Source organism: Aequorivita iocasae (assembly GCF_016757735.1).
Classification (GTDB): Bacteria; Bacteroidota; Bacteroidia; order Flavobacteriales; family Flavobacteriaceae; genus Aequorivita; species Aequorivita iocasae.
This window is the reverse complement of record NZ_CP068439.1, coordinates 2,576,029-2,592,076: the sequence shown is the minus strand read 5'-3', so window position 1 is coordinate 2,592,076 and position 16,048 is coordinate 2,576,029. Positions and strand designations below refer to the sequence as shown.

12 protein-coding genes are annotated in these 16,048 nt (G+C 38.4%); 3 read left to right on the top strand and 9 right to left on the bottom strand.

Translation table 11 applies throughout. The annotated features are described in order from the left end of the window. Positions 1 to 6: 6 nt before the first annotated feature. Entirely contained in the window at positions 7 to 1,575 is a 1,569-nt protein-coding gene (locus JK629_RS11925; RefSeq protein ID WP_202335849.1) for an NAD(P)/FAD-dependent oxidoreductase, read from the bottom strand. Positions 1,576 to 1,768: 193 nt separating this feature from the next. Between JK629_RS11925 and JK629_RS11920 the strand changes: the two genes are divergently transcribed. Then, the gene (locus JK629_RS11920) at positions 1,769 to 4,060 is read left to right on the top strand and encodes a TonB-dependent receptor (protein ID WP_202335848.1); all 2,292 of its coding nucleotides are present in this window, start codon (positions 1,769 to 1,771) and stop codon (positions 4,058 to 4,060) included. 98 nt (positions 4,061 to 4,158) lie between these two features. Continuing rightward, the gene (locus JK629_RS11915) at positions 4,159 to 5,163 is read left to right on the top strand and encodes a lipoate--protein ligase (RefSeq protein ID WP_202335847.1); all 1,005 of its coding nucleotides are present in this window, start codon (positions 4,159 to 4,161) and stop codon (positions 5,161 to 5,163) included. Between the two features lie 180 nt (positions 5,164 to 5,343). Here JK629_RS11915 and JK629_RS11910 read toward each other — a convergent pair whose 3' ends face one another. The 8 genes from JK629_RS11910 to JK629_RS11875 form a co-directional block, all read right to left on the bottom strand. Beyond that, entirely contained in the window at positions 5,344 to 6,681 is a 1,338-nt protein-coding gene (locus JK629_RS11910) for a capsule assembly Wzi family protein (protein WP_202335846.1), read from the bottom strand. A gap of 10 nt (positions 6,682 to 6,691) precedes the next feature. Continuing rightward, on the bottom strand, positions 6,692 to 9,055 hold the full coding sequence (locus tag JK629_RS11905; RefSeq protein ID WP_225626017.1) for a GumC family protein: 2,364 nt from the start codon (positions 9,053 to 9,055) through the stop codon (positions 6,692 to 6,694). Positions 9,056 to 9,136: 81 nt separating this feature from the next. After that, positions 9,137 to 9,922 carry a polysaccharide biosynthesis/export family protein gene (locus tag JK629_RS11900; RefSeq protein ID WP_202335844.1) on the bottom strand — a complete coding sequence of 262 codons (786 nt, stop codon included), beginning with the start codon at positions 9,920 to 9,922 and terminating at the stop codon, positions 9,137 to 9,139. 183 nt (positions 9,923 to 10,105) lie between these two features. Beyond that, on the bottom strand, positions 10,106 to 12,031 hold the full coding sequence (locus JK629_RS11895; protein ID WP_202335843.1) for a polysaccharide biosynthesis protein: 1,926 nt from the start codon (positions 12,029 to 12,031) through the stop codon (positions 10,106 to 10,108). 68 nt (positions 12,032 to 12,099) lie between these two features. Further along, positions 12,100 to 13,239: a DegT/DnrJ/EryC1/StrS family aminotransferase gene (locus JK629_RS11890; protein WP_202335842.1), complete on the bottom strand. Its 1,140-nt coding sequence runs from the start codon at positions 13,237 to 13,239 to the stop codon at positions 12,100 to 12,102. 176 nt (positions 13,240 to 13,415) lie between these two features. Next, positions 13,416 to 13,961, bottom strand: coding sequence for a sugar transferase (locus JK629_RS11885; protein WP_317193697.1), 546 nt, complete (start codon positions 13,959 to 13,961; stop codon positions 13,416 to 13,418). Positions 13,962 to 14,257: 296 nt separating this feature from the next. Further along, complete coding sequence (locus JK629_RS11880; protein WP_202335841.1) at positions 14,258 to 14,500, bottom strand: hypothetical protein; 243 nt, start codon at positions 14,498 to 14,500, stop codon at positions 14,258 to 14,260. A 652-nt stretch (positions 14,501 to 15,152) separates the two neighbouring features. Then, positions 15,153 to 15,776 carry a hypothetical protein gene (locus JK629_RS11875; protein WP_202335840.1) on the bottom strand — a complete coding sequence of 208 codons (624 nt, stop codon included), beginning with the start codon at positions 15,774 to 15,776 and terminating at the stop codon, positions 15,153 to 15,155. Between the two features lie 110 nt (positions 15,777 to 15,886). Here JK629_RS11875 and JK629_RS15610 point away from each other — a divergent pair, with 110 nt between their 5' ends. Then, on the top strand, positions 15,887 to 16,018 hold the full coding sequence (locus tag JK629_RS15610; protein ID WP_262896510.1) for a hypothetical protein: 132 nt from the start codon (positions 15,887 to 15,889) through the stop codon (positions 16,016 to 16,018). Positions 16,019 to 16,048 lie beyond the last annotated feature (30 nt).

The following is a 16,048-nucleotide window of genomic DNA, read 5'->3' as shown; positions in this document are numbered from 1 at the left end:
TATTGCTTAAAGCTTATAGCCTAAAGCATTTTTCAAAACAATCGCATCAACACAATTAATCCCATCAATCGCTGCGGAAATAATCCCGCCCGCATAGCCTGCACCTTCACCACAAGGGTATAATCCTTTTATTTCAATATGTTCCAATGTTTCTGAATCGCGTGGAATGGAAACAGGCGAAGAAGTCCTGCTCTCGGGCGCATGCAAAACCGCTTGGTTTGTATAATAACCTTTCATCTTTTTTCCGAAGGCTACAAAAGCCTTTTTCAAACGTTTTGAAATCATTGGCGGAAGCACTTCATTTAAATCTGCTGATACAATTCCGGGTTGGTATGAAGTCTTCGGAAAATCTTCAGAAACCTTTCCTTCCACAAAATCAATCATCCGTTGGGCAGGCACTTTTTGGGTCTTCCCTCCTGCTTCCCAGCAGCGCTGTTCCACAAACTTTTGAAAGTCCAAACACACAAAAGGATCACCTTCTTTATAATTCGGTAAATCTTTGGGTTCCACGCTTACTACAATGCCGCTATTTGCATACGGATTGTTCCGTTTGCTTGGGCTCCAGCCGTTGGTAACCACCTCTTCCTGCTCGGTGGCGCAGGGCGCAATAATTCCGCCCGGACACATACAAAATGAATAAACGCCCAATCCATCTACCTGTTCTACAAGAGCATAACTGGCCGGTGGCAAATATGGATTGTCAACTTCGCCGTGATATTGAATATAATCGATGAGTTCCTGTTGATGTTCCACCCGAACGCCAATGGCGAAGGGCTTGGCTTCAATTTTTATATTTTTAGCATGAAGCAAATAAAAAATATCCCTTGCGGAATGGCCGGTTGCAAGAATTACGTTTTCAAACTCAAACCATTTTTCGGCATTTATTTGAATCGCCTCAATGGTATTATCTTTCAGTTTTAAATCTGTCAATTTTGAATTGAAATGCACTTCACCCCCATTTTCAATAATGGCTTCCCGCATTGCAGTGATTATCTTCGGAAGTTTATTGGTGCCAATATGCGGATGGGCATCTACAAGAATATCTTCATCGGCACCAAAATGAACAAACCATTCCAAAGCTTTTAATACATTGCCACGTTTTTTGCTTCGGGTGTAAAGTTTTCCGTCAGAATAGGTTCCAGCACCGCCTTCGCCAAAACAATAATTACTTTCTGGGTTTACTATTTGGTCTTTATTGATCGCGGCCAAATCCCTTCTGCGCTCCCGGACGTCTTTTCCACGTTCAAAAACGATTGGTTTTAAGCCAGCCTCAATAGCTCTTAGTGCAGCGTAAAGCCCGGCCGGGCCCGCTCCAATTATTGCAATTTCTTTGGAAGAAGAAACATTCTGCGGTATAAATGGCGGAATAATTTCACGCTTTTCGCCTTTCAACCACATTTCAACTTGAAGGTTTATTTTGATAGGTTTACGGCGCGCATCAATGGAGCGTTTGCGGATGCGCCAGTCGCTAATGTTTTCTTTTCGAAGTTTTTCCTTTTCCAAGGCAAGTTCCAAAATGAATTCCAAGTCTTCTTGTTGCCGTGGTAAAATCGCTATTTGAACCAATCTGCTCATAGGCGGCAAAGATAGGGAGTTAATTGGATAATGTAATCAGGGATATACCTATTCCACCCCTCATTCTTCCGTTAAGAAATATGTAAACTTTTTAGCGGGCTCTTATTTTCTAATACTAATTGCTATTTTTAAAGAAAACTGTTGTAAAACAATTAAACATGGTAATACAACCTATACTGAAATTACATAAAGAATGAAATTACTTTACTTTCAAGCCGTGGCGACTTTACTGTTGACTGCCTTTTTTAATTTTTCGTACTCACAGGAAATAAAAGGCAAAGTCATTTCTTATAAGGGTATTCCAATTGAGACAGTAACGGTTTTCTTAAAGGAAAAACAAGTGGCAATAACAGATTCGGAAGGGGTTTTTATAATTATGAATTCATTGGAACTTCCTGTTACTTTAAGGTTTGAGCATCCCAATTATTATAGCGAAACATTTCAACTTTCAAAGAACAATTCAACATTTATCCTTTATCCAAAAGTAAAATTGGAAAATTTAGAAGAGGTTATTATTTCATCAACCTACCAAAAGGAAAGCAAGGTTATAATCCCTACAGAAAAGATAACTTCAGCAAAATTTGAAGCATACAGCCCTATGGATTTGGTGGCAGCAATTAATGAAACGCCCGGTGTTTATATCCAAAGCGGCGCCATCAATACCAACCGAATCGTAATTCGGGGCGTAGGCTCGCGCACGCTTTATGGTACCAATAAAATTCGTGCGTATTTTAATGGAATTCCGATTACGAACGGTATTGGAGAAACTTCAATCGATGCTTTTAATCCAGAAGACCTGCAATCCCTGGAAATAGTAAAAGGTCCGAAAGCTACTCAATACGGAACCAATTTGGGCGGAACTTTGCTGCTCAATTCAAAACAAGTGAATTTTGGGGAATCTTTTTTTAAAACCAACCTGACAGTGGGCTCCTTTGGGCTGATAAAAAACTCCGTTTCAACAGCAACTTCCAATGAAAAGTTTTCAGTCAATTTAAATTACGATCATTTACAAACAGAAGGTTTTCGTGAGAATAGCAACTATGACAGGCAATCGGTATTGTTAACAGCTACTTATACATTCAATCCACGAAATGAACTCAGTTTTTTAATGAATTACGTTGATTACTTTGCACAAATTCCAAGTTCCATCAGTAAAACCGCCTTTGAAGAAAACCCCGCACAGGCTGCATTTACTTGGAAAGCTGCAAAAGGATATGAAGATAACAAACAAACATTGGCTGGGTTTAGCTTTACACACCGTTTTTCTGAAAATTTCAGCAATACCAGTAGTGTTTTTTATACTTATTTAGATCATTACGAACCGAGACCGTTCAATATTTTGGATGAATTCACCAATGGTTACGGAGCGCGGACGGTTTTTGCAAAAGACTTTTCATTTTTAAAAAACAAAGCCAATCTCAGTTTTGGTGGCGAATTTTACAAAGACGAATACAATTGGCAAACCCTTGAAAATTTATATGAAGATAACAATGGCAACGGAAGTTTGGATGGCGATTTGTTGAGCGATAATATTGAAAGGAGAGACAATTTGAATGTTTTTATAACCGTAACGTTTCCTTTTACAAAAAAGCTAAAAGGTCAATTTGGCGTCAATTTTAACCAAACCAATTATGATTTTATGGACTACTTTAATGATGGAGAGGCAAACAAAAGTGCTGAACGTAATTTTGAACCCATTTTGGCACCGAATGTAAATTTGTTATACCAATTCACTGAAAACAGTAGCGCCTATTTCAACTTCAGTCGCGGTTTTAATTATCCTTCCATTGAGGAAACACTTACGCCGGCAGGAGTCATAAATCCCGATCTTGGACCCGAAAAGGGTTTTAATTATGAAGTGGGAACCGAGCTTTTCCTTTTTAAAAGAAAGTTATCTTTTCAACTCAATGCATATCTTTTGGATATTGATGATTTATTGGTAGCAGAGCGCGTTGGCGACGATCAGTATATTGGCAGAAACGCAGGAAAGACGGAACATAAAGGTTTTGAGCTGAGTATTTCATACAATCAACCCATAAATCAGTTTCTATACATTTCCCCCTATATAAATGCCGAAATCACTGACCATAAATTTATTGATTTTGTGGATAACGAAAATGATTTTTCGGGAAACCAACTTACTGGCGTACCCGATAAAAAAATAAACGGAGGAATAAATTTTGGATTTAAAAACTTTAAGTTGGACACAAACTTTCTTCATATTGGCGCAATTCCACTCAACGATGCCAACGAACTTTATTCAGAAAAATATACGGTTTTCAATACTAAAGCCTCTTTTAAAAAACAACTTTCAAAAAAGCTTACTTTTGAAATAAACGCAGGGGTAAACAATTTTACCGATGAAAAATATGCATCTTCAGTTTTGATAAATGCTACAGGCTTTGGGGGTGCCGAACCTCGATACTATTACCCCGGAATGCCGAGGAATTGGTATGGCGGAGTTAAGGTGAGCTATAAGCTGTAGACCGCAGGCTGTAAGCTTTTTTCCCTTTTCGCTCTTCGCTCTTCGCTCTTCGCTTTTCACTACAATATCCCTTATCTTTACAGACCAAACAAACAGAAATGATTTTTTTAGAAAACGAAGGCAACACAAACCCGCGATTAAACCTTGCATTGGAAGAATATGCACTACGGAATTTTAGTGCTGAAAACGACTATCTGTTGTTTTACATTAATGAACCTTCCATCATCATTGGCCGCAACCAAAATACATTGGAGGAAATAAACCACGAGTATATTGAAAAAAACAATATTCACGTAGTGCGAAGGGTTTCGGGAGGTGGCGCAGTATATCACGATTTTGGGAACCTCAATTTCAGTTTTATCACCAACCACGATGTAAAAAGTCTGAACAATTTTAAAAAGTTTACAGCACCCGTGATAAAGGTTTTGAACAGTTTGGGCCTTGATGCAGAACTAAAGGGCCGAAACGATATACAGGTTGATGAAAAGAAAATCTCTGGCACAGCGCAATTTTCAACGGGAAAGCGGATGGTTAGTCACGGTACACTATTGTTTGATACTGATTTGGGTGAAGTGGTAAATGCACTAAATGTGAAAATGAGCAAGATTGAGTCTAAAGGACATAAATCGGTACGCAGCCGGGTTGCGAATATCTCTGAATTTTTAAAAGAACCATTAAAGATTGAAGAATTTAGAAAATTGCTGCTGGAAGGGCTTTACGAGGAAAGTGAGCCATTTGAAAGCTATCACTTAACGTCCGAGGAATGGAAAGCAGTGCAGCAACTAAAGGAAGAAAAATATGATACTTGGGACTGGAATTATGGCCGTTCCCCTAAGTTCAATGTTCAGCGTAGCAAGCGTTTTACAGTTGGGGAAATAGACCTCAGGATTTTTGTTGAAAAAGGGCATATAAAAGATTTTAAAATTTATGGGGATTTCTTCGGAAAAGAGCCCGTGGAAAACCTAGAAAAACTTTTGGAAGGTGCCCGCTATGAAAAAGAGGATATTTCAGAACTGTTGAAGGATATTGAAATACAGGAGTATTTTGGTGATATACCCAAAATTGATTTCATTGAATTGGTGTATGGGGCAGATGAAGTATAGAGCATTTCGGAAATGTTAAATATTAAAAGAATTCAAGATGAGTAAAAACATCAAAATACTTTTAATGGTTATAGCCGCGTTGATAACTATAATAGGATTTGTAACGGGAAAGTTTCTGTTTCTTTTTATCTGGCTGCCATTAGGTTTTCTTTTTCAGAAGAAAGAAAAAGAAAATTGATTTTAGAAGGAATAGGAATATTCAATTCCTCCCCCAACACGTGTATCGGCAACGTTTGAAAAGTCCATCCCGCCCAATACTGAAAATGTACCGAGTTTTTCACTCTTATAGGAAAGCGAGCCGAAGTTGTACCAATATTTCCATTCGGGATATAAAGGTTTTCCATAGGTTCCCAGATACTTAGCATAGGTACTTTTAAGTTTCCACTGAAATTTACTGAATGCTCCCATTACAGCAAAATGGTGTGTTTTTGAACGGTTACTGATAAAAGCAGTATTTTCTTCATTAATTTCTACCTCTTTATCGAAAAGAATAAACGGTATTCCTATAATATTTTCTTCATAGGTCCACCCGCTCCTGTATATAGAGTTATTAAAATAACTATCCTTTCCGCTTCCAACAGATATCCCACTTTGGTCCACCGTATCTATATATTCGTAAAGTACGGAACTTATAATTTTTTGGTTTTGTGGTTTAAAATAGATACCCCACAGTCCATCGGGAAAGTTTGCCCATCGCGTGCCGCTTCCATCCTCTATATAATGATTGTGGTAAATTGAAAATGCCCCCAGAGTATTTTTAAGTTCATATTTCAGCAAAAGGGTTCCCAAATGGTTGCCGAGCTTGTTCAGCGTCTCCCCTTCTATACCATACTCTTCAGTAGTATGGGCAAAAAAAACATTGACAAAATCCTTAAACCCACTTTTTAACTTTCCCCATTCAGGAGAAGTACCGCCCCATTGGGCATAGTGTTGCACACCGAGCGTAAGCTGGTTGTTTTCGTTAAATGTAGTTATCACACCCAATCGTTTGTAGTGCAACTGGGTATTATCCACATACCGCTCATCGTTCATTACGTAATGTCCTATTCCCCAATCAATGCGGAATGTATTTGAAATTTTAAAAGGGTTATTTGCCTCTATGAGTATGCCAGGCAAAGGCCTAGCATTGCCAGACCACAAAAAGTTTTGGTTTGTTGCAGAAAGTCCGTCCAGCACTTCTTTTTGTTTTTTTGAACCCACCGTGGCTAGAAGCCAGGAATTTTCAAATTGAAGATATAAATCCCTTCGCTGTACATTATGCGCAACCCCATCCCTTCCATACACTGCAGCACCTGCATTCAACTTAAATTTTGAATATGTTAAGCTTGCTTTCAACCCAGCTGTTGCCGATAGATTGGTGAGTTCCCCTACGGCATAATTTGTATTGGTGTGGAACCAAAACGGGGTTTCGTTTTCATTTGATAAGATGGCCTTCGTTTCAATACCGCCACCTATTTCAAATTCTTGTGAAAACAGCATTAAAGGGAAAAGGAAAAATATTAATAAGAGGTTTTTCATCGAGATTAACCTAGTGTTTATTCAAGATCCTTTTCAGCAAAGACTGTTCTTCCCTCGCATAGGCATAGCCATATTTATTTCCGTAGCCAAAATTGTTCAAACTTACATTGTTTAGGACGATAGCCACATTAGCCAAGCGCCCATCTTCAATAGCATCCTGCGGGAAGTCTAGTAACCGTTTATCTGTATAACCGGCACGAACCACGTATAAGGTAATATCTGCCAATTTATTGATTAAAACAGTATCAGTCACAAGCATGGATGGAGCCGTGTCCATAATAATGTAGTCATACTCTTTCTTTAGCGCCTCCACAAACGTCTTGGTGCGCTTTTGCAACAACAATTCAGCTGGGTTTGGAGGTATGGCGCCAGAGAGAACAATACTCAGATTTTCATTATAATCACTTTGTGCTACAACATCCGCTAGCTCCAAATCGTCATATACTATATATTCCGTAAGTCCTTTCTTTGACTTTAAATGCTCTGGCAAATACCGTTGTAATTGTGGATTACGAATATCGGCTCCCACAAGCACTACCTTTTTCCCTGTAAGGGATAAGGTCAATGCTAAATTGAAAGCCACAAAAGTTTTTCCTTCGCCCTTTATAGTTGATGTTACAATGAGTGTTTTCCCTTTCTCGTTTTCTTCCAGTTTATTGATAAATAGATACTGAAGATTGGTCCTCAATATTCTATAAGCCTCTGCCATAATACTGCGGTCGTTAAACTTTATTAATTCTGACTCCCCTTTTTGTATCTTCGGGATTTCCCCAATTATTGGAATCGACTTTAAATGTTTTTCAACGTCTTTTCTGTTTTTTACCTTGGTACTGAGCAAGAAAAAGCTATAAATTCCCCCAAAGGGTACTAGTAATCCCGCTAAAAAAGCACCTAAGTATATAATTGATTTTTTTGGTGAAACCGGCTCTTGGGGCCCATAGGCACTATCCACAATTTTAGCTCTATCTGCAGTGGCAGCAAGCGCAATGGAAGCCTCCTCCCGTTGTTGCAATAAGAAGAGATAGAGCTGCTCCTTAATGGTCTGTTGCCGTTCTATGCCCCTAAATATTTTTTCTTTGGCCGGAACCTGCGATATTTTGGAGCTAATAATATTTTCCTGCATGTTCAAATCCTTCATCGCAATGCGTAAGCCATTCCTAGAATTTTCCAAACTCCCCAAAATATTGGCGCGCATTTGGGCAATTTGTTCGTTTACACTCTTTACTACAGGATTTTTGGAGGTGGAGCTTTGCAATAATTTATTTCGGTATAAAATAAGTTCGTTGTAATTATTCACTGCCGTGCCTACACTTTCATTGGAGATTCCAATATTTGCGGGCAGCAATTCATCAGGATTACTATTCTTGATATAGTCTATCATTGTATTGCTCAACTCCATTTGGGTAGAAACATCCAACTGACGCTTATTAAACTCACTGGCATTTTCCAGGGTTATTTGGGCTTCCGCCTGAATGTCAGTCAAGCGGTTGGAGCTTTTAAAATCTTCCTTATTGCTTTCAACCGAATCCAGCTCCTTGGTAATAATCTGCAATCGTGACTCAATAAAGGCCGATGTTTTTTTCGCGATCTCATTTCTATCCTGCACCGCATCTTTATTGTACTGTCGTACCAGTTCATCTAAAAAATCCTCTCCCTTTTCTTTATTTTGGGTCTGTATGGACAATTCCACTACATTACTCTTGCCATCCGTATTAAGAATATTGACACGATCCTGAAAACCCAAGGCTACTTTCTCTACCGAGTGGTAACTTACGAGTATGGTCTTATTTACATATCCTTCAAATTTTTCAGCATCCTCTAGGTTTGGCAATGCGGTTATCTCGCCAAAAGGCAGTCTTATTTGTTCTCCGAAATTATAAGTATCGGCAGTTTCAATTCCCTCAATTTCAAGATGAAACTCGTTGCTGGACAAAATTTTGAAATAGAGGACGGGTACATTTGTATCCAAATCCTCATTAAAACTTTGAAACTTAACCTCAAACGGTTTGTAGCCATACAGTTCAGAGGTCTTTATATTGCCAACTACCTCATATTTAATATTGAGCTGTAACTCCTTTACGGTCTCAGAAATTAATCTTTTGGAATTAAAGATGGCAAGTTCATTGTCTATTTGGTTATTCTTAAAGCGGGAAAGAAAACTTCCGAATTGAGAAAAAGCCGCCATTTCCAATGGGCTCTGGGTTTTTTCATCCTTGATGATAATGGTTGCCTTGCTCTGATAAAGCTGGGGGGTATATCGTAAGTAAAGAAATGCGATCACCAATGCGATAAGCACCCCTATAACAAATAAATACCAAAATTGGGTATATTGTTCAATTAGCTCTCGTAATGAAAGCTCGTCTGAATCTTGCATTTTTTGATTCTCTTCCATAAAATTTCTTTCCCTCTTAATTATAGAATAATTAAAGAGTGTATTTTTTTGTAGTATTTAAAGCTATCTAAATATAATAGCCATTGCAGACAGAAGCAAAGATGCAACACTTATATAAACAACTGCATTTCTATTAAAACTACTACTCTGCACTTGTGCCCGGTTGGGTTCAACATATACTACATCATTTTGTTGCAAATAATAATATTCACTGTTTAAAACATCTGCACTTCTTAGGTCCAAATATTCATACTGTTTCGTTTTGCCGTCGTCCCTTATCACCAATACATTATCCCTTCTTCCATATATGGTCATATCGCCTGCCAGTCCCAAGGCAGCAGGTAAAGTTAGACGCTCTCCCTCCACATTATAAGTTCCAGGCCGGTTTACTTCCCCTAAAAGACTCACCTTAAAGTTAAGGATACGGATGGTAACAATAGGATCTTTCACATATTCGGAAATACGCTTTGTGAGCCTTTCACTTAATTCCGTTCGGCTTAAACCTGCTACCTCTAAATTTCCCAACACGGGAAAATCTATGGTTCCGTCCTGGGCGGTGAGATAGGCTTGTTGTTGGTTGGTATTGTTTATACTTATTCCCGAGACCTCAGCTGCAGGGCGTGTTTCACTCATAAGGTTAAAAGGGCGAACCGCATTTAAATCGTAAGCTGAAACAACAATGCTAAGAAGATCTCCGGGTTGAATTTTGGAACTTTTATGTAGGGTGTCCAGCACTCGCTGCCCTTCGGTTAAATCTTGGAAATAAACAATCTTTTTTGGAGAAACACAAGATACCCCCATGGTACCGAGGCAAATAACCACTACTAATCTTATAAAATATCGCTTCATATTTTGCAAATATAATCTTTTATCAACCGTACCCTAAAGGAAATAACGATTTAAGAAAGTCCTTAAGTTCTTAATTACATTAATTTAAAATACACCTTAAAAAATTTAAAAAACACCTTAAAAATTATTAAAAAGAAAACCTTCACAAATATGAAGGTTAAGATGCTAGATAACATAATAATATTAATTCTGATGCTGTAAATCCAAATGCTGGAATTCGGAATTTTGGCTAATAAACTCCGGTACCAATTCCTTAATTTTTAAAACCACTTCCATCCTGCTGTTTTGTTGGGTAGCCTTGATAATGGCCTGTATCTTTTCATTTACCGCGTAAAAATCTTCAGCAGGTATTTTCGACACCATAATCTTGCTATGAAAGGTAGGTAAGCTCTGGGCCGTATCGCTTAAAAGTTCTTCATACAGTTTTTCTCCCGGACGCAGGCCAGTAAACTGTATATCAATATCCTTATAAGGTTGAAATCCGGAGAGTTTTATCATCCGTTCTGCCATATCGAGTATTCTTACGGGTTTCCCCATATCAAATACATATATCTCCCCCCCTTTGCCCATGGTACCTGCTTGCAATACCAATTGACAGGCTTCCGGGATGGTCATAAAATACCTAATAATATCCTTATGGGTAACGGTTACGGGGCCTCCTGCTTCAATCTGTTTTCTAAAATGTGGGATTACCGAACCATTGGATCCCAATACATTTCCAAAGCGTGTTGTAATAAAACGGGTGTGCGTGCCTATCTTTTCTTGCAGGGACTGTACATACATCTCAGCGGCCCGTTTGGAGGCTCCCATGACGTTTGTTGGGTTTACGGCCTTATCGGTAGAAATCATCACAAATTTATCAATGCCGTGCTGTACCGCTAAGTTGGCTAGGTTTACGGTTCCCAAGATATTAACCCCTACAGCCTCGTAAGGATTTTTTTCAATTAAGGGAACGTGCTTATAGGCCGCTGCATGAAAAACCAAATCAAACTTAAATTTGGCAAATATCATCTCAAGCCGGTCAATATTCCTTACATCTGCAAGGATAGTGCTAAATTCCAGATCTGGAAACGTATTTCCCAGATAAAGTTCCATTTCATATAAGGGCGATTCCGCATTGTCCAAAACCACAATTTTCCGTGGATTGAATAAGGCCAATTGCCTTACTATTTCACTCCCAATGGAACCCGCACCTCCGGTAACCAAAATAGTTTTATCCTCAAGATCGTTTTTAATAATCGCAGAATCGATTTCAATGGGATACCTATCCAATAAATCCTCAATTTCAATATGCTTTATCTGCGTTTGCAGATTTTGCTGTTGGTTCCAATTTTCAACAGATGGCATATTGAACACCTGTATTTTATTTGCCAAACAAGCTTCCACTATTTCATTGGTTTCTGCTACCGATAAAGAATCGCGAACCATTAAAACCCCATCAATGCGATGTTTTTCCAGCAAGAAGGCAAATTCTATAGAATCCTTTGTGATAGATGTTAAAAAAACCGGTTTTCCCAGTACGTTTAAGCTCTTATTGGTAAAATCTTCAGTAATAAACCCTACTAACTGAAAAGCTTGATCAGACTCGGAGGTAAGTGCCCTTCCCAGGTTAATGGTTTGATTGTCCATTCCCACTATCAATACCCGTTTTTTGACCTTTCCAATATTCATTCTACGTATATACTGATAAGCCTCCTTTACAGCAATTCTAAGGAATAACATTAATGTAAAGGAAAAGAACATGTACAATAGAACCCCAGTGGTAAGGAATATTTTTTCTCCCTCAAAGAGATAATAAACTGTATTAAAAAGCACCACCGTAATTCCTGTTAAAAAAGAAGCTGCCGCTACCCTGAAAATATCGGTAAAGGTGGAGTGTCTCACAATGCCCGAATAAGTTCTGAAAATATAAAAGAATATTGCATTGGTTCCCAGAACAAAAAGGGTACGGAGAGAAAAAGGCCAAACGGTCTGGAACTTTAAGGGTGTTCCCTCCAAAATCAAATAAGTGAAACCGACCGAGATCAAACAAATTATAATGTCAAGCATCAATACCGCCCAACGGGGCAAATACCGACGGTTTAATAAACCTATTGTTCTAGTGCGCATTTTTAATTGCTCAAAAAGTGATTTGTTATAAGGCACGTTTTGGTTAAATTTGGGGCTACAAATATAACCTATTTATCGATAAAAGGTATCAAAACATCGTTAATCTTAACTTTTTCTTCACTTATTAAATTTGAACCCGAGGGCAAACAAAGTCCAATATTAAATAATTTCTCAGCCACTTTTCCTCCGTAATAAGGTGCATTTGTAAAAACAGGCTGTAAATGCATCGGCTTCCATAACGGCCTACATTCGATATTATTTTCTGCCATTGCCAATCTTATTTCCTCTGAAGTAAAACCACAAATGGCAGTATCAACCAAAATACAAGACAACCAATGGTTTGAAAAATAATCACTGTTAGGCTCAGCAAATACGGTTACACCGTTCTTTTTCTTAAAAATATCGCGATAAAATTCGTGCATCTTTCTCCGTAAGGCCACGTGTTTGTCAAGCACTTGCATTTGTCCACGGCCAATTCCGGCGGAAATATTGCTAAGTCGGTAATTATAGCCTATTTCGGAATGCTGGTAGTGTGGTGCTGCATCGCGCGCCTGGGTTGCCAAGAAGATTGCTTTTTCCTTGTGCTTTAAATTTCGGGATACCAAAGCGCCACCCCCTGAGGTGGTGATTATCTTATTTCCATTAAAGGAAAGGATGGATATATCTCCAAAAGTGCCGCATTTTTGACCCTTATAACTGCTCCCCAATGCTTCCGCACTATCCTCAACAATTGGGATTTCATATTTTTCAGAAATCTTTCTTATTTCTTCAACCTTATAAGGCATTCCATAAAGATGAACGGCTATGATTGCTTTGGGTTTTTTACCCTTTGCAATGCGGTCTTTTATGGCTTCCTCCAAATGGTTTGGACAGATATTCCAAGTTTCAGGTTCGCTATCGACAAATACAGGTGTTGCTCCCTGATACACAATGGGATTCGCTGAAGCTGAGAAGGTCATACTTTGGCAGATTACCTCATCCCCTTTTCCAACACCCAATAAAATTAAAGCTAAATGCAATGCAGCGGTACCCGAACTCAAGGCTGCAACGTGGTTTCCATTCCCAAGATAGCTTTCCAAATCTTTTTCAAAACCTGCTACGTTTGGGCCCAAGGGAGCAATCCAATTGGTATCGAATGCTTCATTCACAAAAGATTGTTCATTTCCGCCCATGTGGGGGGAAGAAAGATATATTTTTGTTTCTGACATAACTGTCCGTAATTTTTTTGCAAAAGTAAACAGTTTTGGAAGTATGCCAGCACTTAATTGCTATAAAGTTACACACAGGTTGCCCAATAGATTACAGTTACTTGTTACAATCAAAATTTCAATATCTATTGTTTTTTCAATTTCGACCACCTTGGCTTGTAATTCGTTTATTTATTTCAAATCCCTCCAGTTTTACGTAACAAGCACTTCCATAAAATTTTTAAATCTTCTAAAAAAGATTGGTGGTAATAGTATTCAAGGTTCATTTGCACTTTATCGGGAAATATAACCGTATCGTTATAGTACAGCGGATCCTGCTGTGCAGCCAAGAGTGTCTCCTCGTTAAAATATTTAAGCGCAGCCCTACTGCAAAACCCAGGTTTTAGTTGCAGAAGTTTCCGGGCCTCTCCCTGCAATTGGTCATAATAGCCGGGGACATCTGGCCGTGGCCCTACAAAACTCATTTGCCCCAGAATGATATTTAAAAGTTGTGGCAACTCATCCAGCTTGGAACGTCGCAGAAATCTGCCATATACAGAAATAGAGGCTTTGTGAATATGCATCGTTCGGATTTTATAAATGGTAAAAAGTTTGCCATACTGTCCTACTCGGGATTGCAGGAAAAGGCCCTTGCCTGTATCGATATAAGACAGAAAAATTAATAAAAGTATAAACCAGCCGGTTACCAGCAAAAGTATTAGGGATAGGGATATGTCGAATATTCTTTTGATGGACGGGGGTTTTTGTTCAGAGTTCAGAGGGCCGAGGTTAATTTGTTTTTCGTTAATTCGTTAATTCGTTAATTCGTTGATTCGTTAATTGTTAATTGGTTATTGGTTATTGTTTATTGTTTATTGGTTTGAAATTTAGGCATTTTAGTTGATTTGATAAAGGTATAATTTGTTTGTTCAATTGATTTTTTTTGAGGTCGGGACAATACATATTATAAACGCTTAGATTATGAATGGTAATGGCGATCTAAATTTTCGGTAAGGGTAAGACTGTTGGAATTCACGGTTTATTTTAAATGCGAAAAAATTATTTCTATGCCAATACCTGTATATTCTGAGAATTCATATATGGTAAGAAGCTGGTGGGATTTTTTCTTGAAATAGGCCCTAATTTCTTGGTTAAGATATAAGGCATGGCGATAGGATTTGCCAGTAAGGAGCTGAATGTCCTTTGGATATATTACTACCCTGGAGAGCCTTGGAGTCTCTTTAGCGAGACTTAACTTTTTTATGGGGTCTTTTGATTCCATAATATCTAGGTTTCAAAACAACATTCATGTTAGGGGAGAATTTTTTCTAATAATGAATTTCATGCTTTCACCATTAAGAAGATAACCGTTGGCTAATCGTTAGGTAGGCTTTGGGTAGGCTTTGGGTAGGCTTTGGGTACCATAGGCCCAGCATGAACCCTATAGGGATAAAGGCAGAACTATATACTGTTAGTGCCTGTACCTTACATTATTGCTCTGTGAACAGTACTTATGTACGACTGAACTAAGAGGGGTATTTTGGTTTTTGAGTTTTTGAGTTTGTTGATTTGGGATTTGGGATTTGGGATTTGGGATTTGGCACTTCGACTGCGCTCAGTGTGACAGATTTGTTGATTTGGCACTTCGACTGCGCTCAGTGTGACAGATTTGTTGATTCGGCACTTCGACTGCGCTCAGTGTGACAGATTTGTTGATTCGGCACTTCGACTTCGCTCTGTGTGACAGATTTGTTGATTCGGCACTTCGACTTCGCTCAGTGTGACAGATTTGTTGATTTGGCACTTCGACTGCGCTCAGTGTGACAGATTTGTTGATTCGGCACTTCGACTGCGCTCAGTGTGACAGATTTGTTGATTTGGGATTTGGGATTTAATTAGTGAATGGTTCCATAAAGTTTATTTAACATACCCGGTTAATTTATAGACTTATACTGCACCAGATTTATGAATTCGTCCATTGGGATAAAATTTATTGCCGAATATTTTCTACGGATTATCCTAAAGCGGCTAATATGTTTATAGTATAGCGTATCGCCCAAAAACCACAGCAATATATTTTCCATAGCCTCATGGAGTTCCGATTTTGAAATTGACTTATCGACTTGTAGGTAAATTAGGAGATGAAGCTTGTTGGAGGATTTATAAATTTTGTGTACGGCAAAATAAATTTGATAGATTGTGGTGTCATGTTTCAAAAAATTATGTTTCGCACATAGGGAAATTATCGATTCCGGGTATGGCTTAATACCTATGTCAAAAACCCAGAGGGGCAAGTTAGGGGCCAAAGCAAGCATTTTTGCCGCTATTGCCCTTAGGTGATATTTTCCTTTTGGGATAAATATCAATTTCGCCATGCTTCCCCCATCAATTCTATATACAATTAAAAAGGCCAATTGGCGATCGATTTTTTTTCCCTTTTTGTGTAGGTTATCAAAGAGCTTATTGCCGAGAGCAGCATTTCCATTATGATCTGCATTGATTAAATCTATCTGGATGGATAGAAAATACTTCCAAAATTTGTTGATTTCTGTTTTCATGATATTGAATTTTTAGTTAGCTAATGAAATATGGATTTGTAGAACGATTCCTGATTTATGGTTTTCCGGCTTTTTGATTTCTTAAAAAAGTGTAGGACACTCTTTGACAGATGGAAGAAAATATTTTGATAAAAAACTTCATGCCGGGGTTTGTAAATGTTTCTATTGCAAAGTATTACAATGTTGCCCAAAACATTGGCGGGTATCCGCCAACTTTGGCGGGTACCCGCCAATTTCTTTAATCATATTGCAGTAATATGCACTATCAAAAC

What these genes read in the sequence shown, in the direction of transcription:
- JK629_RS11880 (WP_202335841.1), bottom strand. Translation starts at nt 14,500, where the DNA reads ATGGAATCAAAAGACCCCATAAAAAAGTTAAGTCTCGCTAAAGAGACT.
- JK629_RS11900 (WP_202335844.1), bottom strand. Translation starts at nt 9,922, where the DNA reads ATGAAGCGATATTTTATAAGATTAGTAGTGGTTATTTGCCTCGGTACC.
- JK629_RS11925 (WP_202335849.1), bottom strand. Translation starts at nt 1,575, where the DNA reads ATGAGCAGATTGGTTCAAATAGCGATTTTACCACGGCAACAAGAAGAC.
- JK629_RS15610 (WP_262896510.1), top strand. Translation starts at nt 15,887, where the DNA reads ATGGAAGAAAATATTTTGATAAAAAACTTCATGCCGGGGTTTGTAAAT.
- JK629_RS11875 (WP_202335840.1), bottom strand. Translation starts at nt 15,776, where the DNA reads ATGAAAACAGAAATCAACAAATTTTGGAAGTATTTTCTATCCATCCAG.
- JK629_RS11910 (WP_202335846.1), bottom strand. Translation starts at nt 6,681, where the DNA reads ATGAAAAACCTCTTATTAATATTTTTCCTTTTCCCTTTAATGCTGTTT.
- JK629_RS11915 (WP_202335847.1), top strand. Translation starts at nt 4,159, where the DNA reads ATGATTTTTTTAGAAAACGAAGGCAACACAAACCCGCGATTAAACCTT.
- JK629_RS11905 (WP_225626017.1), bottom strand. Translation starts at nt 9,055, where the DNA reads ATGCAAGATTCAGACGAGCTTTCATTACGAGAGCTAATTGAACAATAT.
- JK629_RS11890 (WP_202335842.1), bottom strand. Translation starts at nt 13,239, where the DNA reads ATGTCAGAAACAAAAATATATCTTTCTTCCCCCCACATGGGCGGAAAT.
- JK629_RS11920 (WP_202335848.1), top strand. Translation starts at nt 1,769, where the DNA reads ATGAAATTACTTTACTTTCAAGCCGTGGCGACTTTACTGTTGACTGCC.
- JK629_RS11895 (WP_202335843.1), bottom strand. Translation starts at nt 12,031, where the DNA reads ATGCGCACTAGAACAATAGGTTTATTAAACCGTCGGTATTTGCCCCGT.